Origin of the sequence: Sphingomonas mangrovi (genome assembly GCF_047975845.1) — a bacterium.
Lineage (GTDB): Bacteria > Pseudomonadota > Alphaproteobacteria > Sphingomonadales > Sphingomonadaceae > Sphingomonas.
The window spans coordinates 27191-48123 of the sequence record NZ_JBIUCZ010000023.1; the positions used below are offsets into that span (position 1 = coordinate 27191).

At 65.9% G+C, this 20933-nt stretch carries 19 protein-coding genes and 1 pseudogene; 11 read left to right on the forward strand and 9 right to left on the reverse strand.

From position 1 onward, the window contains the following. Positions 1-351: 351 nt before the first annotated feature. Positions 352-741 carry a hypothetical protein gene (locus ACBY01_RS11810; RefSeq protein ID WP_416461058.1) on the forward strand — a complete coding sequence of 130 codons (390 nt, stop codon included), beginning with the start codon at positions 352-354 and terminating at the stop codon, positions 739-741. On the opposite strand, the gene ACBY01_RS11815 is transcribed toward ACBY01_RS11810, so the two are convergent. Next, positions 738-1103: a hypothetical protein gene (locus ACBY01_RS11815; RefSeq protein ID WP_416461059.1), complete on the reverse strand. Its 366-nt coding sequence runs from the start codon at positions 1101-1103 to the stop codon at positions 738-740. The two genes, ACBY01_RS11810 and ACBY01_RS11815, sit on opposite strands and share 4 nt — an antisense overlap. 283 nt (positions 1104-1386) lie before the next feature. Here ACBY01_RS11815 and ACBY01_RS11820 point away from each other — a divergent pair, with 283 nt between their 5' ends. The 4 genes from ACBY01_RS11820 (at position 1387) to ACBY01_RS11835 (ending at position 7456) form a co-directional block, all read left to right on the forward strand. After that, positions 1387-1680, forward strand: coding sequence for a helix-turn-helix domain-containing protein (locus ACBY01_RS11820; protein WP_416461061.1), 294 nt, complete (start codon positions 1387-1389; stop codon positions 1678-1680). Positions 1681-2060: 380 nt separating this feature from the next. Next, the gene (locus ACBY01_RS11825) at positions 2061-2483 is read left to right on the forward strand and encodes a DcrB-related protein (protein WP_416461062.1); all 423 of its coding nucleotides are present in this window, start codon (positions 2061-2063) and stop codon (positions 2481-2483) included. After that, on the forward strand, positions 2480-6862 hold the full coding sequence (locus ACBY01_RS11830) for an RHS repeat-associated core domain-containing protein (RefSeq protein ID WP_416461063.1): 4383 nt from the start codon (positions 2480-2482) through the stop codon (positions 6860-6862). The genes ACBY01_RS11825 and ACBY01_RS11830 overlap by 4 nt, the downstream gene beginning before the upstream one ends. Next, entirely contained in the window at positions 6863-7456 is a 594-nt protein-coding gene (locus ACBY01_RS11835) for a hypothetical protein (protein ID WP_416461065.1), read from the forward strand. A 20-nt stretch (positions 7457-7476) separates the two neighbouring features. Here the strand turns inward: ACBY01_RS11835 and ACBY01_RS11840 are convergent, their stop codons facing one another. Then, positions 7477-9102, reverse strand: a complete 1626-nt coding sequence (locus ACBY01_RS11840; protein WP_416461067.1) for an alpha-D-glucose phosphate-specific phosphoglucomutase — start codon at positions 9100-9102, stop codon at positions 7477-7479. A 297-nt stretch (positions 9103-9399) separates the two neighbouring features. Between ACBY01_RS11840 and ACBY01_RS11845 the strand changes: the two genes are divergently transcribed. From ACBY01_RS11845 to ACBY01_RS11870, 6 genes are all read left to right on the forward strand, one after another. Further along, positions 9400-9681, forward strand: coding sequence for a WGR domain-containing protein (locus tag ACBY01_RS11845; protein ID WP_416461068.1), 282 nt, complete (start codon positions 9400-9402; stop codon positions 9679-9681). A gap of 261 nt (positions 9682-9942) precedes the next feature. Then, positions 9943-13329 carry a S8 family serine peptidase gene (locus ACBY01_RS11850; protein WP_416461069.1) on the forward strand — a complete coding sequence of 1129 codons (3387 nt, stop codon included), beginning with the start codon at positions 9943-9945 and terminating at the stop codon, positions 13327-13329. Between the two features lie 104 nt (positions 13330-13433). Further along, complete coding sequence (locus ACBY01_RS11855; RefSeq protein WP_416461070.1) at positions 13434-13859, forward strand: hypothetical protein; 426 nt, start codon at positions 13434-13436, stop codon at positions 13857-13859. A 121-nt stretch (positions 13860-13980) separates the two neighbouring features. Beyond that, positions 13981-14571, forward strand: coding sequence for a hypothetical protein (locus tag ACBY01_RS11860; RefSeq protein WP_416461071.1), 591 nt, complete (start codon positions 13981-13983; stop codon positions 14569-14571). Between the two features lie 115 nt (positions 14572-14686). Then, positions 14687-14932, forward strand: a complete 246-nt coding sequence (locus tag ACBY01_RS11865) for a type II toxin-antitoxin system ParD family antitoxin (RefSeq protein WP_416461072.1) — start codon at positions 14687-14689, stop codon at positions 14930-14932. Continuing rightward, a complete protein-coding gene (locus tag ACBY01_RS11870) occupies positions 14925-15215 on the forward strand; it encodes a type II toxin-antitoxin system RelE/ParE family toxin (protein WP_416461073.1) in 291 nt (96 codons plus the stop codon). The genes ACBY01_RS11865 and ACBY01_RS11870 overlap by 8 nt, the downstream gene beginning before the upstream one ends. Here ACBY01_RS11870 and ACBY01_RS11875 read toward each other — a convergent pair. The 7 genes and pseudogenes from ACBY01_RS11875 to rfbB form a co-directional block, all read right to left on the reverse strand. Next, positions 15185-15337 carry a PIN domain-containing protein gene (locus ACBY01_RS11875; RefSeq protein ID WP_416461075.1) on the reverse strand — a complete coding sequence of 51 codons (153 nt, stop codon included), beginning with the start codon at positions 15335-15337 and terminating at the stop codon, positions 15185-15187. The genes ACBY01_RS11870 and ACBY01_RS11875 overlap by 31 nt on opposite strands. Next, positions 15334-15543: an AbrB family transcriptional regulator gene (locus tag ACBY01_RS11880; protein WP_416461076.1), complete on the reverse strand. Its 210-nt coding sequence runs from the start codon at positions 15541-15543 to the stop codon at positions 15334-15336. Before ACBY01_RS11880 ends, ACBY01_RS11875 begins: the two co-directional genes overlap by 4 nt. A 449-nt stretch (positions 15544-15992) precedes the next feature. After that, complete coding sequence (locus tag ACBY01_RS11885; RefSeq protein WP_416461077.1) at positions 15993-17081, reverse strand: ADP-ribosylglycohydrolase family protein; 1089 nt, start codon at positions 17079-17081, stop codon at positions 15993-15995. A 152-nt stretch (positions 17082-17233) separates the two neighbouring features. Beyond that, positions 17234-17991, reverse strand: a pseudogene (locus ACBY01_RS11890) (IS5 family transposase). A 70-nt stretch (positions 17992-18061) separates the two neighbouring features. Further along, on the reverse strand, positions 18062-18931 hold the full coding sequence (rfbA, locus tag ACBY01_RS11895; protein ID WP_416461078.1) for a glucose-1-phosphate thymidylyltransferase RfbA: 870 nt from the start codon (positions 18929-18931) through the stop codon (positions 18062-18064). Then, positions 18928-19824: a dTDP-4-dehydrorhamnose reductase gene (gene rfbD / locus ACBY01_RS11900; RefSeq protein ID WP_416461079.1), complete on the reverse strand. Its 897-nt coding sequence runs from the start codon at positions 19822-19824 to the stop codon at positions 18928-18930. The genes rfbA and rfbD overlap by 4 nt, the downstream gene beginning before the upstream one ends. A gap of 54 nt (positions 19825-19878) precedes the next feature. After that, entirely contained in the window at positions 19879-20931 is a 1053-nt protein-coding gene (gene rfbB, locus ACBY01_RS11905; protein WP_416461080.1) for a dTDP-glucose 4,6-dehydratase, read from the reverse strand. Between the last annotated feature and the right edge of the window lie 2 nt (positions 20932-20933).

Below are 20933 nucleotides of genomic sequence, written 5' to 3' on the forward strand. Positions count from 1 at the left end.
ACGACCCGATTTTAGGATGTTTAAGGGTGGAATTGGAGCTCCAAAAGCGTCCCAGAGGCATCCGGAGCTTAAAAGGGGGTCAAAACTACCCCGATGGGCAGAGCCCAGCGGGCTACGGCAGCGCAGTGATGCAATTGTAGTGCGGAAATGATGCAGAAGTGATGCAAAACAATTGCACCTTGAGAGCAATGGATTGCTATTGGGTGGCAAATTTGATGCAACTCGGGGCGGAAATGCCCTATCAGCAACGCTGAGCAACGCCAGACGGGGCTGCAACGAGCGATGAATGAATTGGCAGAGAAGCTGCGGAGGCTGTCCGGCCGGACAAAGGCGGCAAGGATCCGTACGCTCATGCCGGTGATCGAAGAGCGCTTGGCTGCTGGTGTAGCGCAGCGGGATATCGTCGCCGTGCTTCAGGAAGGCGGCATCGCGGTGAGGCTGGCAACCTTCAAAAGCTACCTACACCGGGACCGAGCTCGGCAGAGAAAAGAACCTTCCGGTCCGCGGCAGGTCGATCCCGACCCGCCGCGATCCGAACAGGGGCACTTTGGCAAGGTCTGCGGCCCCAATCCTGCGCCCACTTCTGCTGTCGCTACGGATGCAGAAACAGCCGATCGCACCAACGAGCCGATCGGCGCACGGATGACGCTGGCGGAATGGATCGATCCTCGAAACCGCGACATCCTTACGGACAAGTATATGACCCAAAAGCCGTCGCTGATCGGACGTCGCCGCGACTAGGAACGCCTTCGCCTGTTGGACCGGGTAGCGGCGTCCTCCTCCTCCTGCTCCCCAAATGCCTCCTCCCAAGGAGCTGGCGCCGGCCCGTCACCGAGTTCCTCATTGTTGGCGACATAGGCGATGGCTGCTTCCTCGGTCACATCCTTGATCGTGTTGCCCGGATAGCCGGGGCCGTACCGACTTCCGGACCAGGTGCCGTCGTCATGCGGTGTCACCGTGCCGAGCGGTTCGCCCGATGCGGCATACACAAGCTGCGCCCGGATCGGATTTTCCCAAATGTCGCGGAGAACGGCTTCGCGTTTGGCAAGGCGCCTCGCCCGGCGTTCGCGGGCAAGGGGGGTGTCTTTGGGGATATAGGCCATGATGCGCCTCCGCTTGGGGTGAGAGGCGCTAGCCCGGCCGCAAAGCCGGGCGTTGGAAACCCTGCACGTGGACAAGGCGCTGCCACCTTTAGGTAAGCCTTGGACATGCGTGACAGCCGCCCGGCCGAGAAACTCGACCGGACCACGTGATTATGAGGTTTCCACGCCCCACGGCCGGGATTTACCGCACCGCGAGGTCATCGTCGCAAAAGGCGCTGCTTTGGACAAGGGGTGCAACGGCACCTGTGCTGGTGTCTGCCGGCAAGCATGCTAGGATCGCGGAATGCAGGTCCAAAGCTTCGCCTGTGTATGGGATGCGCTCACCGACACGCCGGATGAGGCGGCAGACCTGCGGCTGCGCTCCGACCTGCTCGCCGCCTGCCTCCGTCAGATCGACCGATGGCGCATCGATCGCGCCTTGGCAGCGGATCGCCTCAAGCTGTCCGCGCGCCGGTTCGCGGACCTCCGTGCAGGCAGGATACACCGCTTCACAAGTGCGGAACTGGCCGAGCTTGCGGACCGCGCACTGACGGCATCGCAGGAAATGCATGCAGCGTCATGGGCCGATCGCCACTGATTTACCGCTCACTCCTCGCCCGAACGAGGATTGGATCAGACAAGCCGTCGAACACTGCAGTTCTGCGCGCGTAGGCTCGCTGCCATGGGCGCCTTTACTTTCGAGCCCGAGTTGGTTGTCGTCGGGGTCGGTACAGGCGAATAATGGGCATCTCGACGACAGGAGGCATCGATCTCCTTCCGGCCAAGCATCGACGCACCAGGATGCCATCCCCGCCCTTTGCCACGAAACAGACACGCGCACGTGTCTACACCTATGCGTACAAGCGCCTGACCCATTTCAATAGCCGATCACATCAACAGGCAGACCGATGGGGCTTGGCGGACTATCTCCTCCGGGCTACCAAACTGATCCGATCGCATCGTAAATAGGGACGCAGGATGGTGTACCGGATTGCCGAGGGATCGCTGGCGCTGGCCTCGGAGTGGCAAGACCAGAGCATCAACGTGTTGTTGCCCCGCGATGCTCGGGTACAGGGCACCAACTTGGTGATCGCGCGGGACAGTTTGCCGCTTGGCATGACGTTCCAGGAGTATGTGATCCAGCAGCGCCAGAATTTCGCCGCTCAGCTCGCCGATTTCGAGCTGGCCGCCGATACCCCCGGCACGATCGACGGGCGCGAGGCACGGTTCCTGGAGATGCGGTGGAAAAGTGACGGCAAGCCGATCCATCAGGTTATGGCGATGGTGTTGCGCGAGGGAAATGCGGTTCTCAACTTCACCGGTTCGATTCCCGGCGGCCCGGATGAGGAAACGCGTAGCGCGCTGATCTCGGCGATCACCTCGTTCACTTTCGCGGCGTGACCGACACCCGTACCGCCGACGAGAGACTGCGCGACCTCGGCGAGCGTACTGCCGCATCCAGCAATGCCGGCACCGTCTCGGCAATCGCCGCCACCGGCCATGTCGCCTCTGCCGGCATTTTCGCTGCCGGCGCCTATGCAGCCCATAGCTCGGGCGGGATGGCCGCGCTCAAATGCTTCGGCGGCCGCGTCGCCGCGCCGCTTGCTGGGGCGATGGCCGGTGCCTGGGTGGCGGAAAAGGTCCATGCCGATGAGGCCGTGCTGTGGGTCGCCAAAAAATTCGGCGCGAAACCGCTCGCCGGCCCGGGCAGGAACGCTGCGCATCTCACCCACCAGATCGCGCACAGCAATGCGTTCGTCGGTATCCTCGCCGGCATTGCGGTTGGCGCTGCAATCGCGATCGGCGCCGCGCTGATCATCGGCTCGGCGGGAATGGCCTCGCCGCTGGTGGGGGCGGCGGTATTCTTCGGCGCCGGGTTCGTCGGCACCGCCATCGCCGGTGCCGGTGCCAAGACGGCCACGCTGACGGGCCCGATCAGCAGCGGGTCGCCGAACGTGTTCTTCGAAGGCAAGCCCGCCGCGCGGGTTACCGATACCGCCAATTGTTCGAAACATCCCGGCACACCGCCCTCCCAGATCATTGAGGGCAGCGAGACGATCCTGATCAACGGTCTGCCCATGGCGCGGATCGGCCACAGGCTGTCGTGCAACGCGGTGGTGCAAGAGGGCTGCGATACCATATTCGGCGACGATACGACGGCCAGCTATGGCACGCCCGACGCCGATCTTTCGGTAACGGAGCAGTTGGTGCTGTCGGTCGCCGAAGTGGGGGGTATGCGCTCGGCGGTACGCCAGGGCGGACTGCTCGACGGGCTGCTGCGCAGACTGTTCGGCGAACCGGTCGATATCGTCACCGGCGACTATGCCGACCAACGCGTCGATTTCGAATACCCCGGCCTGCTGCCGCTTCGCCTCGAGCGCACCTATCCGGGACGGATGCGGGTGGAAGGGGCGCTCGGGCCGCGCTGGATCTGCAACTGGTCACAGCGTCTGCTCCTCGATACGGAAGCAGGCACCGCGTTACTCGAAGATGCCGGGGGGCAGCGGCTGCTGTTCGCGACCGGCGACGGACCACAGGTCGACGCGCGCCATCTCAAGGCCCCTTATTACTGGCTGAGCGGCCCACGCGAGCGACCACGCCTGTTCGACAGCCGCAGCCAACAGTTCATGCTGTTCGCAGCCGTCGGCGATCCGAACGTGCTGGAGCTGGTGGGTATCGAGGATCGCAACGGCAATCGCATCGCCTTCGATCGCGATGCACGCGGCCATTTGCGCCGGGTACGCCATGCCGATGGCACGGAGTTCCGGATCGAGACCACGCAGCAAGGCTGGTTGCGCACACTGTGGATGGACGGCGAGGCGGATCCGCTGGTTCGCTACGACTATGACGCGGGCGGTCATCTGCTCCACGTCCAGGGCACCTTCACCGGCGAATTCCACTATGGCTACACCGCCGAAGGCTGGCTGAGCGGATGGCGCGACAGCGGCCACACCGCAGTCGAGATCGCCTATGACTCCGCCGGACGCGTGATCGGCACGCGTACCGGCGACGGCATGTTCAACGACCGATTCCTCTATTTCCCCGAGGAGCGGCGCTCGCGCTATGTCGACGCGACCGGCGCGGTCACCAGCTTCCGCTACGACGCCAACAATCTGGTCGTTGAGGAAGTCGATCCCTTGGGTGCGACGACGCTCAGCGAATGGGATTCGCTCGAACGGCTGCAGCGACGCATCGATCCGGCAGGGCGCGAGACCCGCTATGCCCATGACGGTGACGGACGGCGGATCTCGCAGACCGACTGGGCCGGTCGCACAGTCCGCTGGAGCTATGACCGCTGGGGCGAAATCACCGCCTTCGCCGATGCCGACGGCACGTCCAGCTTCACGCGCGACACGCGCGGTAATCTCGTCGCGTGGAAGGCGGCTGACGGCACATCCGGTACGGCCGAATACGACGAACGTGGCATGCTGGTCCGCGAGCAGATCGCGGGTTCGGGGCCGACCTTGTGGGAGACGGACACGACCGGTCGCCCAGTCGCGCGGCACGATCCCGGCGATCGGGTGACGCGCTACCAGTGGGATCGCATGGGCCGCCTGCTAGCATGCACCGATCCGGCGGGACGGATGAGCAGCTGGGATTATCGCCGCTCACCCGACAATCCACGCGGTTCAGTGTCGTTGGCGCGGACGCCCGATAGTGGCGAGCTCCGCTTCGCTTATGATGGGGAGGGGCTGCTGGCCGCGCGCATACGAGGCGACGGGCAGACGGTGCGCTTCGTCCACGGCGCGTTCGACACGCTGCGGCAAGTGATCGATCCGCTCGGCGCCACCACATGCTTCGCGTACGATGGCGCGGGCCGGCTTGCCGTCATCACCGATGCCACGGGTCAGGAGTGGCAGTTCCGCTACGATGCGGCAGGTCGCCTCGCCGCCCAACTAGATTGGGCGGGACGCGAGACACTCTATCATCGCGACCTGCTCGGCCGCATCCTCGCCAAGCGTCTTCCCGATGGCAAAGAACAGCATTTCGAATGGGATGCGCGAGACCGCATCGCCCGCGTCACTGCCGGCGAAGATGCCATCTCCTATCGCTACGACGATCAGGACCGGCTGACCGGCGCCAGCACCTGGCTGCTGGTCGATGGCGAGCAGCGCGTGATCGCCGATGTCAGCCTCGGCTACGATGCCAAGGGCAGACTCGTCCGCGAGGAGCAGAACGGCGTCGCCGTCACCTATCGCTATGACGAGGCGGGTCGCTGCATCGGTCGCACCAGCCCGAGCGGCGAGACCGCGCTTTCCTTCGACGACGCAGGGCTGCTCACGCGCTACGAGAGCAACGGCCATGCCCTCCGCTTCACGCATGATGCGAGTGGTCTGGAGACATTGCGCGAGCTGACCGCGATCGGCACGCCCACCGCCTTCCAGCTGCGCCAGCGCTACGACCCGGCGGGTCGCCTGGCCGAGCAGCGCGCCGGCCCCGTGCCCGTCTTCGCCGCGGGCCGGCAACCGCCCGATACGGTGGCCCGCCGCTACGAATGGGACCGTATTGGTTGCCTCGCCGGCATTGCCGAGGCGGGTACGGGCGAAACCCGCTTCCGCTACGACCTGCGCGATCAGGCCGTCGGGGTCGAGCGCCCCGGCACCCGCGAGACCTATCGCTACGACGCGTTGATGAACCTTGCCGAGGGTCTCTCCGGCGAGCACCGCTATTGGCGCGACTGCGTGGTCGAAGCCGGCCCCAATCGCTTTCGCTACGATGCCTGCGGGCGAATGGTGGAGCGCGTGCTGGTGCAGGATGGCTTCCGCCCCCGGCGCTGGCGCTATCGCTGGGATGGGTTCGACCGGCTTGTCGGGCTCGAAACGCCCGACGGCGCGCGCTGGCGCTACAGCTATGACGCGTTCGGCCGCCGCGTCGGCAAGACGCTGCTCGACGGGCCCGATCGCCGCTCGGTCGACTATGTCTGGCAGGGCATGTCGCTGGCCGAAGCCTGGCATCGCCATGGCGAGGAGGGGGGCGGCAGCCAGCTTCGGATCGAGCGCTGGCATTTCGAGCCTGACGGCATCCGTCCCCTCGCCAAGGAACTGGTGCGCGCCGATCCGTCGGGTGAACCCGTACTCGGCGAAGCGGAATGGCTGCCGATCGTCGCCGACCAAGTCGGCGCCCCGCACGCGCTGTTCGACGCCGGGGGCGAATGCCGCTGGCGCGCCGAGCCCGAGCTATGGGGCCGCACCCGCACCGCCCGCGCCCTGCTGCGCGAACGCCGTGACGACGAAGCCGAAGCGGCAGAGGACACCCCTTGCGCGCTGCGCTTCCCCGGCCAGTGGGAGGATGCCGAGAGCGGCCTGCACTACAACCTCAACCGCTATTACGACCCGGAGACGGGGCAGTATCTCTCCCCCGATCCGATCGGGGTGGACGGCGGGCTGCGAACTCACGCCTATGTGCACGACCCGCTGCGGTGGATGGATCCGGAAGGACTCGCGGCATGCGTCCGCTTCCAACGTTGGCGAGTGGGTGATGCGATCGACAAACCGATGCCCGACGGTCGTCCGCCAAACTGGAATACTGTTCGGTCTCGTTACTGGAAAAATCGAGCGGATGCTTCGGTCCGAGAGGGCACCGGAGAGTTCGACGCCGCGACCTTGGCCCGAATGCGCCGGGGCAATGCGCCTCTAGACGCCAACGGCAATCCGATGGAATTGCACCATCACTTGCCGCAACGTCAGCCAGGACCGCATACGAACAATCCAAGAAACTTGCGGGAGGTCACGCGCGAGCAGCACGCCGCCCTCGATCCCTACAGAAATTTAGGTGATTAAATGGATCCTATTAAAAAGATAAATTCTTATCTCTCTGGAGAAGTTTCTCTTAAGACCTTTTATGACGATCTTATGGTAGATCACAGTCTACAAGATTACCTTGAACAAGATGTCTCTATACCGCCCTACACCAAAAACGGAAATTTATTCCTGTATATCGCAGATCAGGATTCAAGCAATGCTGCCTCTGATCTTAACGTCAAGGATGCACTTTCTCAGTTTCTAACTGCCAAGGGAGTTGAGCACAGCGTCGACAAAACGGCCTCGCGCAATTACGGTTTAGTGCTTGACGCCTCCCCTTCATGGGTTTCTTTATCTGACGAATATATAAGCAGCCTTATTGAAAGTTTGCCCAATAACATTAGCCGAACAGCACAAGTTAAAATGGTAAATGAGAAGATTTTAAGCGACTATAGATACTTAAAAAAAGCGCCGAAATGGCTCCAGTCTCCGGAATGGCCGTTATCACATGGAAAGCCGTTGTTATTTATAGGGCAGATGGACTTGGGAAATATCATGCATGATGACGCACAAGTATATTTGTTTTTTGACGAAAACGAGAATAGCTTTGAAACGCTGACGCAAGTCGCATAAATTCGGGGTGCGTCAGTGGCTTACGTAACCACGTCCGCCGCCTCACGGCCCGTGTGGGCGCGGATCGCGAGGATCGTCTCGGCCGCGGCGACCAGCGGCGCCAGCGCGTCCTCGGTAGCGAAATCGAGCTGCCCCTCCGTCGGCTCGGAGCGCTCCAGATAGACGCGCAACGTCGCGCCCTCGGTACCGGTGCCCGACAGCCGCACCACGATGCGCGACCCGCCTTTGAAGCGGATGCGCACGCCCTGGCGGCTGCTGACGCTGCCGTCGGTCGGGTCCGTGTAGGCAAACTCGTCCGCCGCCTCGACGGTGAGGCCGGCGACCATCTCGCCGGGCAGGGTGGCGAGCCGCGCGCGCAGGTCCGCCATCAGCGCGTCGGCGCCTTCGGTGGCGATCGCCTCGTAATCGTGGCGCGCGTAATAGGTGCGGCCGTAGGTCCGCCAATGCTCGGCCATCAGCTCGGCGACCGGCAGCTTGCGCACCGCCAGAATGTTGAGCCACAGCAGCACCGCCCACAGCCCGTCCTTCTCGCGGACGTGGTCGGAGCCAGTGCCGGCGCTTTCCTCGCCACAGATCGTCGCCATGCCGGCGTCGAGCAGGTTGCCGAAGAACTTCCATCCCGTCGGCGTCTCGTGGAGCGGCACGCCTAGCGTCGCGGCGACGCGGTCGGCCGCCTGGCTGGTCGGCATCGAGCGGGCGATCCCCTTGAGCCCGGCGGCGTAGCCCGGCGCGCAGGTCGCGTTGGCGGCGAGCGCCGCAAGTGAGTCCGACGGGGTCACGAACATGCCGCGCCCGATGATGAGGTTGCGGTCGCCGTCACCGTCCGACGCCGCGCCGAAATCGGGCGCGTCGGCGGCCATCATCCGCTCGTAAAGTTCGCGGGCGTGGACCAGGTTGGGGTCGGGATGGTGGCCGCCGAAATCCTCGAGCGGCGTGCCGTTGACCACGCTGCCGGCGGGCGCACCCAGACGGTTCTCCAGGATCTCGTGCGCATAGGGGCCGGTGACGGCGTGCATTGCATCGAAGCTCAGCCGGAAACCGCCGGCGATCATCGCGCGGATCGCGTCGAAGTCGAACAGCTGCTCCATCAGCGCGGCATAATCGGCGACCGGGTCGACCACCTCGATGACGAGGTCGCCGACGCGCTGCTCGCCCAAGCTACCCAAGTCGACGTCACCCGCCTCGGCGATGCGGTAGCGGTCGATCTCGCAGGCGCACGCGAAGATCGCGTCGGTGATCTTTTCGGGCGCGGGGCCGCCATTGGCGACGTTGTACTTGATGCCGAAGTCGCCATCCGGCCCGCCGGGATTGTGGCTGGCCGACAGGATCAGTCCGCCGAACGCCCGGCGCTTGCGGATCAGGTGGGAGGCGGCCGGCGTCGACAGGATGCCGTCCCGGCCCACCACCACCCGACCGAAGCCGTTGGCCGCGGCCATGCGGATCGCGACCTGGATCACCGTGCGGTTGTGGAAGCGCCCGTCGCCGCCCACCACCAGTGTGGCGCCCGCCGGCGCATCGACGACGTCGAACACCGACTGTACGAAGTTCTCCGCATAGTGCGGCTGCCGGAACACGCCCACCTTCTTGCGCAGCCCGGAGGTGCCCGGCTTCTGGTCGGGGAAGGGGGTGGTGGCGATCTCGGGCATGCGGGGTCTCCTGGGTGCGAAGGGCTGTTTGAGGCGGTGGAAGGGCACTCGCAAGGGCGGGTCGCGTGGATATCTTGGCCCGAACGGATGGAAACAGCCGGAGTTCGCGCCAACTGGGCGCGCAACGTGCACCCGCGCTGTCGGGGCCGCTCGGGATCGTGTTGCAGACATAGGCCCCGGGTCCCGGGACGAGCCCGTCGCTACACGCGCCACTGATTCACCGCCTCGCTCACCGCAGGCGCAGTGATTCAGACAAGTCGTCGGACACTGCTGCCCTGCGCGCATAGACTCGCCGCCATGGACGTTCTTCCTTTCGAGCCCGTCGAGCTGGTCGCCGTCGATCCCGCCCGCAACCTCCACCGGCGCTGGCGGGTGGCCGCCTCTCGCGACCTGTTCGGCATGCTGCTGATCGAGACCGACTGGGGTCGGACCGGCACCGTCGGGCAGCGGCGCACGCGCAGCTTCGCCGAGGAAGCGCAGGCGCTGCGCTACGTCCGTACGCTGCTTGCCCGACGGGGCAGGGCGCGCCAGCGGATCGGCGTAGCCTATGTGCCGGCTACGGTGACGCCGGCGGCATAGCGTTCCTTCGAAAGCCGGCGCTGTCGCGAAGGCGCACGTGTCGATTGGTCGATATGTCTACACGTCCACAACCTCAAAGCGACCATCGTCTTCCGGACATGTTGCAGAAAAGGCGCAACTTTCTACCGCATTCCCTTCGCGCCGCTTGGTCGTGGACAAGGATCGCGACGAGACCATAGGTTGCGTCTTCCGGCGCGTCGCCCGCGCCTTCGAGGGGGTATTTGAATGGCCGTTGAGACTCGTCGTACGTCCCGGATCGCCTTGTCCGTCCTCGCCTTGTGCACCACGTGCCTGATCGGGTTGCCCGCCGTCGCGCAGACCGTCGCGCCGGCTCCGACGCCGCCCACCGGCGGCTATTACATGGCCGACGGCACGCGCACTGCCGATTACGACGCGGCGCTCGAAAGCTGGCGCCAGGACGCGCAGTTCTCGGCCGACTACAGCAAGGGCTATCTGGGGCTGGAGTACGCCTATGTGCTGGGCGTCACCGGCGCGGGGCAGACGATCGGCATCAACGACGCCGGCGTGCTGTTCGAGCATCCGCTGTTCGCCGGCGAGGGCAAGATCAGCGGCATCGATACCGGGGTGCCGGACGAATATGGCAATAACGGGCGCGTCAATCCGCGCCGCCCGTGGGAGATCCACGGCACCCATGTCGCCGGCACCGCCGCAGGCGGGCGCGTCGCGGGCGAGCTGACCTTCGGCAACGCCTATGGCGCCAACATCCTGGCGGCGACCACCAACTTCGCCGCGGGCGACTTCCTGTGGTGGAAGGACCAGTTCCTCGACGGCGACAACGTCGCCACCGCGCAGCAGAACATCGTCGACCTGGCGAACACCGGCAAGGTCCGCATCATCAACAACAGCTGGGGCTCGGGCACCTCGCTGCCGTTCGACGCGTCGCTCGCCGACGTGCGCGCCGAGTTCGCCGAGGACTTGGGTGATTACTACAAGCCCGTGCTCGACAACGACGTCCTCGTCGTCTTCTCGGCGGGCAACGGCTACGGCGTCCACGCCAGCATCGACGCGGTGACGCCGCTCAACGATCCGCGGCTGCGCGGCAACTGGCTGTCGGTCGCCAACTATCTGGCGGACGGCACGGCGGCGGCCAGCACCAGCCTGTGCGGGCAGACCGCGACCTGGTGCGTCGCAGGACCCGGCAGCGCCATCCTCTCCAGCGTCAACACCTTCACCGTCGACACCGACGCGATCCGCGCGACCTACACGCCCGCCGCCTATCCCGGCATCTATGCCGCGCGCACCGTGGCCCAGCTCGACAATGCCGCCACCAACGCGTGGATCGACGTGCTCAACGGCTATCTCGACCGCCAGTACGAGGCGCAGCTCGAAGGCCGCGCGTTCGACGAGGAAGCCGAGCGGACCTATGTCGCACAGCAGGCGGTGGGGATCTCGCTCGCCTATGGCGCGCGCTTCGTCGGCGGCGACCCGGACGGCTATACGTCCACGCTGGCCAACATCCTGGTTTCGAACATCGAGTTCTTCACGCAGGATTTCGCGGCTTCGGTGCTGACCCAGGCGGACGCGCTGATCACCGCCGAGCTCGGCCGGTTCATCACTTTCAACGGTCCGGGCTATGAGGCGCTGACCGGCACGTCGATGGCCGCGCCGAACATGTCGGGCTTCGCCGCGCTGCTGATGCAGGCGTTTCCGGAATACAACACCGCGCTGATCTCCGACATTCTGGTGTCGAGCGCGCTCGATCTCGACACGCCGGGGGTCGACCTGACCTCGGGCTGGGGTGCCCCGCAGATGGGCACCGCGCTGCGCGGACCGACCGCGCTGCGCGCGACCCGCCAGGTCGACGTCGCCGCCGGCACGGTCGATCGCTGGTCGAACGACATCGACGACGCGCGCGACCGCTATTCGGACGAAGTGCTGGAGGGCTTCTCGGGCGACATCGGCGGGCTCGTGAAGCGCGGCGACGGCGAGCTGATCCTGGCGGGCACCAACCGCTACAGCGGCGCGACCCGGGCGGAGCAGGGACTGCTGACCGTCGACGGCCGCCTGACGCGATCGGCGCTCACCGTGGCGAACGGCGGCACCGTCGGCGGCAACGGCACGCTCGCCTCGCTGGTCGCCGAGGCCGGCGGCACCGTCGCGCCGGGCAGCGCGGGCGCGATCGGCACGCTGTCGGTCGCCGGCACCGCGACGCTCGACGCCGGCAGCACGCTGCAGATCGACATCGGCGAGAGCGGCACGTCGGACCGGCTTGCCACCGATCGGGCGCAGCTGGGCGGCACGCTGACGCTGCGCGCGGCGGGTGCGCTGCCGCGCTACGGCAACAGCTATACGGTGGTGACCGCGACGAACGGCATCACCGGCACTTTCGACGCGGCGAGTTCGCTCAGCGCGATCCTCTACCCCGAACTCCGCTACGGCGCCGACCAGGTGCGCGCGACCATCGCTGCACGTCCCTATGCCGGCGTGGTCGCGAACACGCCGGTACAGACCGCCTATGCGCGGCTGCTCGACGGCAACCGCTCGGCCTATGCCGCGCTCGCCGACACCTATGGCGTGCTCGATCTGCAGAACGCGGCCACGATCCGCGCGTCGCTCGAGGAACTGGCCCCGACCACCGAGACCACGCGTCGGGCGATCGGCACGGTCGCGCTCGACAATATGGCGCGCTTCTACCGCGCACGGACGGCGGCGATGCGCCCGGGCAGTTTCGTGGGCGGCCAGGTGGCGATGATCGGCAAGCCGCTCGAATTCGCCGCCAACGCGATCGCGATGCCCGGCCAAGCCGAGACGGTCAGCGACACGCCCACCGCCTATGTCCGCGAGGGGATGCTGCCCAGCACCGTCTCCGCCTATCTGGCGGGCGGCTATCTGGAAGGGTCGAGCCGGGCGATGCCGAACTCGGTTCTCGGCGGCACGCGCGATCCGTTCGACGGCTTCTACATCGCCGGCGGCATCGAGGCGCAGCTGAGCGACACCGGCGTGCTCGGCTTCGGCCTGTCCTACTCGGACATCGACGGCGAGCGCCGCGCCGGCCGCCTGACCGACGGCACGCTGATCCAGGGCACGCTCTACGGCCGGCTCGGCGGGGACCTGGGCCCGGCGCTGGACACCCAGTTCAGCGCGGGCGTGTTCCAGTCGACGACGCGCCGTTCGGGCAGCTTCGCCGGCACCGCCTACGACCTGCGGGGCGAGGACAATTCGCTCGCGCTGTCGAGCGAGGTGGGCGCCAGCTACGCCTTCGGCAGCACGGCGCTGCGCCTCGCGCCGCGCGCGGCGATCCGCGTCAGCCGAATCGACTTCACCCCGCTGGTCGAGACCGGCACCGGCCCCGCGCTGCGGATCGAGGAGGACAAGTTCCTCAGCATCCAGGGCCGGGCGGGGCTGCAGCTCGACAGCGACCGCGCCGGTCTGCGCCCGCTCGCCTCGGCCTATTTCGTCCACGATTTCGAGGACCGGCCCGGCGTGTTCCAGGCGGGGCTGGCTGGCGGCACGGGCATCCGCGCGCCGTTCCAGCTGGCCGGCCAGGACCAGAATTGGGGCGAGCTGTCGGCGGGCCTCGCCTACGGCACCGAGCGCGTCGAATTCTCGATCGCGGCGGACGCGACCGTCGGCCGCGAAGACGTGCGCAACCGCTCCTACCGCGCCGGGGTGAAGGTGCGGTTCTGAGGGCCGGGGGCGGCGGGCACGCCGCCCCGATCCTCGGATGAGGACATGGGCAGGGCGTCGGCGCGCATGCCGGTGCCCCGTCCCGTTCGTAAGGAGGTACCCCCGTGCCGTTGCTGTCCCTCGCACTCCCTCTGATCGCCGCCACACACGCGCTGCTGCCGGACCGCTTCTACAACCGGCCGGGCGCGACGCAGGGAATGCTGACCGCAGAGCTGCGTCGCTGTCGTGCGATCACCACCGGCACGATGGGAGGTACGGCAGAGGGGAGGGCGCTCACCCTGCCGATCCCGGCACCGGACACGGATGCGCCGCCGCCCGACGCATCCCCCACGCCACGCCCCACGATCGACGACTGCATGGTCGCGCGCGGGTGGCGGCTCTACGCGCTGGAGGCGAAGGACCGCGCGACGCTGGAGACGCTCGCGCCCGCACCGCTAGCATCCGCGCTGGGGCGCCTGGTGGGAGCGACCTACCCGGCCTACGGCAAGCTCCTCCGCCACGCCCCGCGCGTGCGGCTCCACCAGCGATAGCAAACGGCTGTCGTCAGGCCGACATGTAGACATGTCGGCAAGGCGGGCCGTACTTCCCGATCCAGGCCGGGGATGTCGAAGGCGCTACGCGAAGGAATCCCGCCGCTGGCAGAGGATGGCCATGACTTGGACTGCCTTCATCGTGCAATATGATGCGCAGGGTCGCGAGAAGGCCGAAGGCTATTTCGCTTTCCACTTTGCGGGGATGGATACCGAAGAAATAGCGCGAGCACGTGCGATGATGCAGGCCCGCGGCGTGGCCGGCGACACCACCGACCTCGATGGCCTGCGACTGATCGGCGACGCCGGAAGCATAGTCGCGTTGGAGGCAGCGCAGCCGCAGGACAAGGCGAAGGGTATCGCGTTCGAGGCCGCCCGCCGGGAAACGTTGTTCGCGCTGACACAGGATCCGCGCCACCTCGTCCCGCTGATCGACCGGTTGGACGTGCGCGAGGATCGCGACGCCGCCCTGGCCGCTCAGGCGATCGCTCGCCACCCGTTGCCTTCATTCCTGACGCCGGCGCTCGCGGCGCGGATTACGGATGGCCGCCACGAAGCCGCCTTGTCGTGGATCGTGAAAGCATGGCTTTCGGCACGAGGCGAGGCAATCTGGCAGGTGCCGGTGTTCGACGCGAACCTTCCCTTCATTCGCAGCGTCCTGAGCGCACGCCCGGCCGCTCGCGCTGCGCTGCTGGCGGATTGGCAGGCATGAGATCCCCGCGCAGGCCCAGCAGCGAGAACAGGAGCTTTGGCGGAAGGCGGAGCCTTCGCTTGTTCCACATCATGTGCTAAACAGCACCAATAGTATGGGCAACAGGGAGGCCGCTATGGCGACCGTGCGTAAGACCATTACCCTGACCGAGCAGCAGAATGCGTGGATCGCCGCGCAGGTCGACGCCGGCAGCTACACCAATGACAGCGAGGCGATCCGCGACCTCATCCGGCGCGAGCAGGAACGGAGTTTCGAGATCGAGAGCATCCGCCAGGCGCTGGTCGAAGGCGAACAGAGCGGCGAGCCGGAGCCGTTCGACTTTGCCGCATTCAAGCGACGCAAAGCCGAGCAGCATGGCTGAATACCGGCTTAGCCCAAGGGCGCAGCGCGACCTAGAGGCGATATTCGACTACACGGTGGCACACTGGGATTTGTCCCAGGCAATGCGCTACACCGACCTTATCGAAGCCGCCTGTGCCGATCTGGCTGAAGCGCCGCAGCAGGCGCAGGGCTGCGCCAATATTCGGCCAGGGTATCGACGGCGTGGCGTCGAGCAGCACGTCATCTACTGTCGGCCAACCAGTTACGGCATCGCCGTCATCCGAATCCTGCATCAGCGCATGGATGCGGCCCTGCACCTGTAGCAGCAGCGCAGAGCGGCGACGCTGCGGATCGGCGCGCCGGCGCTGTCGTCCGCGACCTTGGCGGAGCCTCGCTCTCCCTTGATCATCGCGATCAGCGCGGAGGCATCGAGCATCACGGTCATTCGCTGCTTTCCTCCCCGCACCGGGCGAGAAAGGCGTCGATCGAAGCATCGGGATTGCCGTCGGTAAACCGCTTCGCCAGCGCCTGCGCACGAGCCACGACCCGACTTGCCGTTCGCTGCACGACCCCATCCTCGGATTCGTCGAGATAGACGGCGCCCCCGCCGCCGAGACCCTGACGCTTCCGCACGTCGGCCGGCAGGCGCATGCGACCGTTCGGCGTTATGTTTCGCTGAAGCGTCGGCTCTTCTGGTAGGCGATCTATCCGGCGTGGCGGCGGATGGCGATGGCGGCGACGGCGCGTCTGGTGAAGCGTTCGTCGATGTCGTCGGGGTTGTAAGAGCCGCCATACCGGTCGCGCAGTCGGTCGTGCTCCTCGTGGGCGGGGTCCCGCCGCGCGCAACGCAGCTAGTCGAGTGCGCACCACCTCCCAACAAGCCCGGGCCGATCACTTCAACCTTCGCGGTGAGCATCCTCCGGATGGGTCGATCGGCACTAACAGCTATGCCAATGCAAGGCTGAGTTCGCGCCGAACTCAATCGGCTAAAATTCAACACATCCCCGCAGACCATTACTACATCCTCCCGTCGTCCTTGCCTGGCGGAAAGAGGGCGGGTCGGAGATTCAACAGGGCACCGGCTGGAGAGACGCTATCCCTCACCCCCGAAGATTGAGCGCCAGCAGCCGCCCGGCGCGGGCTTCGATCGCCTCGCCGAACGCGACACGCCCCACCCAGCGACGCGGAATTCCGTCCAGGCCGTGAACCGCACCGGCCAGCTGCCCAGCCACGGCCGCCACGCTATCGGCATCGTCGCCTAGGTTGGCGGCGAGCAGCACCGCCTCTTCGAACGTTTCGCCGTGCCAAACGGCCCAGAGGGCTGCCTCCAGCGTGTCGACGACATAGCCGGACGATCGGATCTGGTCGCGCGTCTTACCCTTGTACTCGCCGGCGTTGATGATCTGGATACGTGGGCTCAGCGACGCGATATGCGGGGCGAGCACCGCCTCTCGGCCTGCGCCGCGCAACGCGTGATGCAGAAGCATCCCGAGTAGTTGGCATGCGGAGATCGCTTCAAGCGCTGCGTGAGTGGCTCGGCTCTGCCCGCCCGACAGGCGCCAAGTGACGTCCAGCGCACCGCGCGCCGCGATCGCAATCGGAGCGACACGAACCAGCGATCCGTTGCCGGCGGTGTCGTAGCTCGCGTTGCCCTGCCATCGACCGTCCTGGGCCTCGTGCCCTTCGATCGCGGTGCGGGTCGCGTTGCCGATGTCGAAACAGCGGCCGTTGGACGCGTTGTATCCCTCGCGGTACCAGCGGACGAGCAGGCGCGCGAACGTCCGCGGCTGATATCCGTGGTCCGCCAGGAGCGCGTCGGCCAGGCAGAGCGCCATGCTGGTATCATCGGTCCACTGCCCGGCCTCCAGCGCGAACGGTCCGCCACCGACCATGTCGTCAACGCGGGCAGTGTCGCGGGGGCGAAATTCCAGCGTTGTTCCGACCGCATCACCGATCGCCAGCCCTAAAAGCGCGCCCGCCGCCCGGTCGCGCGCCTCGTCTGGCGGACCCAAGTCGGATGACGTGCCGAGCCAGGTCTCCACGCATTTCCCATCGGCGAGCGGGCCGCGGGTGGACGCGTCGCCGTCCATCCGGCCGCGCAGTCCGGGTGAGGGCGGCGGAGAAAGGTGTTTATACCGGGCAAACACGTACTCGGCCACAGCCGCGTCAGAGGCATGAAGGTCGATCAATTGCTAATTTCCCTAATGACGGCAGTTACAGACCCGTCTGGGTGGTCAACGCGTTGCAAAACCTCAAAAGAAGTGCCTGTCTTGAAAAGCACCTCCGCCTCATCGAATTGCGAGAACGGAGAAATGTCGCGCCCACTAGGCTGCGTCTGCATTTAGCGCAGCCAGATCATGGCGCATGCGAGATGAACGAAGCCCATGAAGGAGGTGATGGTTTTCTCGCAGCGCAGGGCGATGCGGCGGAAGCGCTTGAGCTTGTTGAAGAAGCATTCGACCTGATGGCGTTCCTTGTAGAGGCGCCAATCGATGGGAGGTTTGGCGGTTCGGCTTGGATTGGCCTTGATCTGCGCGGTGGCGCCAAGGTCGTCGGCGATGAAGGTGCGCAGGGGATCGGCGTCATAAGCGGCATCGGCGATGACGTGGCCGACGCCCTTCAAGCCAGCCAGCAGCGTCTCGGCCTGGGGACGATCGGCCCGCTGGCCGGGCGTCGGATGAATACGGATCGGCAGGCCGATGGCATCTACGGCTGCATGCAGCTTGGTCGTCAGGCCACCCCGAGACCGCCCGATCGCGGCAGCTTCATCCCCCCTTTTGCGCCTGCCGCATCGGCATGGACTTTCGAGATGGTGCTGTCGATCAGGACGTACTCGAAGTCCGGCGTATCGGCCAGGCTATGGAAAAGTCGTTCCCATACACCGGCATGCGACCAGCGTCGGAACCGGGCATGCACCCCTGTCCACTTGCCGAATACCTCTGGCAGGTCGCGCTAGCGCGCCGCATTGCCAGCCATCCACAGGATCGCGTCCACGAACAGCCGGTTGTCCACGCCGCTGCGGCCGCGTGTCCCTTCCCGGCCAGGAAGATATCCAGCGATCCGCTCCCATTGCTCATCCGTCAGCGTGCGTCTGCTCAAGGCTCAGCTCCTTCGCCAGCCTTGAATCAGAACTCACCGCAAATGGGAATCCTCCAAATGCAGACAGCACCTAGTGCCCCGCCACCGCGTTCAAAATCGCCCGCCCATAAGCGGTCTTCTTGAACCGCTCGCCCGCCACGCGGGCCTGATCGGCCGAAATGAAGCCCTGCTCGAACGCTATTTCTTCCAGACACGCCACTTGCACGCCTTGTCGGTGCTGAAGCGTCCGCACGAATTCACCGGCCTCCAGCAATGAATCATGCGTGCCGGTGTCGAGCCACGCATAGCCGCGACCCATTTGTTCGACGTACAGGTCGCCCGCTTCCATATAGAGGCGGTTAAGGTCGGTGATTTCCAGTTCGCCGCGCTCCGACGGCTTCAGGTTACGGGCATATTCGACGACCCGATTGTCGTAGAAATAAAGCCCCGTCACCGCATGGTTGGATTTCGGCTGTGCCGGCTTTTCCTCGAGACTGACCGCGCGCCCGCCTTCGCCGAATTTGACGACGCCGTACCGCTCCGGGTCCTCGACATGGTAGCTGAACACCGTCGCGCCTGATGTGCGCGCCACTGCGCTTTCCAGCAGGTCGGTCAGGTGCGCGCCGAAGAAGATGTTATCGCCCAAGACCAGCGCGACATGATCGTCGCCGATGAAGTCCGCGCCGATCGTGAACGCTTGTGCGAGGCCATCGGGGTTGGGCTGTTCGGCATAGCTGATGTTCAGCCCGAACGCCGACCCATCCTCGAACAAGCGCCGGTAATTGTCGATGAACTCGGGCGACGAGATAATGAGGATGTCGCGAATCCCCGCCAGCATCAGCACGCTCAGCGGATAATAGATCATCGGCTTGTCATAGACGGGCAGCAGCTGCTTGTTCACCGCCAGCGTCGCTGGGTAAAGCCGCGTGCCGGACCCGCCGGCGAGGATGATGCCCTTCATTTACGTGCTCCGATGAGTTCGTTCAGGATGTCGCCCAGCGCCTGGCCCCACGGACGCGGCTCGATGCCATAGGCGGCGCGGATCGCTTGGGTGCTGAGCAGCGAATTGGCGGGGCGCCGCGCCGGCGTGGGGTATTCGGCGGTGGTGATGGGCGCGACCCTTGCGGTCGGGCCGCCCCGCTCGCCCGACTGGCGAAAGATTTCCGCCGCGAACCCGGCCCAGGTGACGGCGCCTTCGTTGCTGAAGTGGAATGTGCCCGTGGGGGCGTCCGCATCCTCGACCAAACGCACCGCGATCGTCATCAGCGCGTACGCCAGATCGGCGGCGCCGGTCGGCGATCCATGCTGGTCGTCGACGACGTTCAGCGTGTCGCGGTCGGCGCCCACGCGCAGCATCGTCTTGACGAAATTGCTGCCATGCGCCGACACGACCCATGCCGTGCGGACGATCGCATGCCGCGCGCCCGAGGTGCGCACCGCCAGCTCGCCGCCCAGCTTGGACGCACCATAGACGCCAAGCGGGGCCACCGGATCGTCGACTTCCCATGCGCCCGATTTGTCGCCGGCGAACACATAGTCGGTCGACACTTGGACCAGCGGGATGCCGGCCTTAGCACATGCCGCGCCGAACGCCGCCGGCGCGAGCGCATTGACCGCCCAGACGGTGACGACGTCGCCCTCCGCCTTGTCGACGGCGGTATAGGCCGCGCCGTTGATGACGGCGGCCCATGGGCGCTCGGCCATTTTGGCGGCGATCGCGGCGGGGTCGCTCAGGTTCAGCTGGTCGCGGCCGACGGCGACCACCTCCCATGCCTCGGGCCAGGCAAGCCGCTGTAATTCGGTGCCCAGCTGGCCGCCGGCGCCAGTGATGAGGATCGCGCGAAGCGTCGTCACGTCATGCTTCCTGTGGAATTGCCTGTTGGACTAATTGTCGATCTGTCGACATTCCTACGCGGCGACACCGCGACGTTCCGACGCCTTGTCCGCCACCAGCGGGCGCCACCAAGCCTCGTTCGCGAGATACCATTCGACGGTCTTCCGGATGCCGGTCTCGAACGTTTCGGCGGGCATCCAGCCCAGCTCGTCGCCGATGCGGCTCGCATCGATCGCATAGCGTTTGTCGTGGCCGGGGCGGTCGGCAACCTCGCTCATCTGCTCGGCATAGCCGCGCCCGTCGGGACGGGGGCGCAGCTCGTCCAGGATCGCGCACAGGGTGCGGACGACCTCAATATTCTGCCGCTCGTTATGGCCGCCGACATTATAGGTGCGGCCGGGTTCGCCCCGCTCGAACACCGCCTGCAACGCGCGGACATGATCCTCTACATAGAGCCAGTCGCGGATCTGATCGCCCTTGCCGTAGATCGGCAGCTTCTCGCCATCGAGCGCTTTGGCGATCATCAGCGGAATAAGCTTCTCGGGGAAGTGATACGGCCCGTAATTGTTCGAGCAGTTGGTGATGAGCACCGGCAGGCCGAAGGTATGACCCCATGCGCTGACCAGATGATCGCTGCCCGCCTTGGACGCCGAATAGGGCGAGCGGGGGTCGTATGGCGTGTCTTCGGTAAACAGGCCGGTGTCGCCCAGCGTGCCGTACACTTCGTCGGTCGAGATATGGTGGAAGCGGAATGCGTCCTTCGCAGCGCCGTCCAGCCCCTGCCAATAGGCCCGCGCCTCCGCCAGCATGACATAGGTGCCAACGACATTGGTCTGGATGAACGCGCCCGGCCCGTCGATCGAGCGGTCGACATGGCTTTCGGCGGCGAGATGCGTGATCACGTCGGGCCGGAACTCGGCGATCGCGGCGCGTACCGCGGCGGCGTCGCAGATGTCACCCTGGACGAAGCGATAGCGGTTCGACCGGGCGACGCCATCGACCGTTGACAAGGTGCCGGCATAGGTCAGATTGTCGAAATTGAGCACTTCATGCTCGGTATTGTCGATCAGGTGCCGGACCAGCGCCGAACCGATAAAGCCGGCCCCGCCGGTGACGAAGATGCGCATGC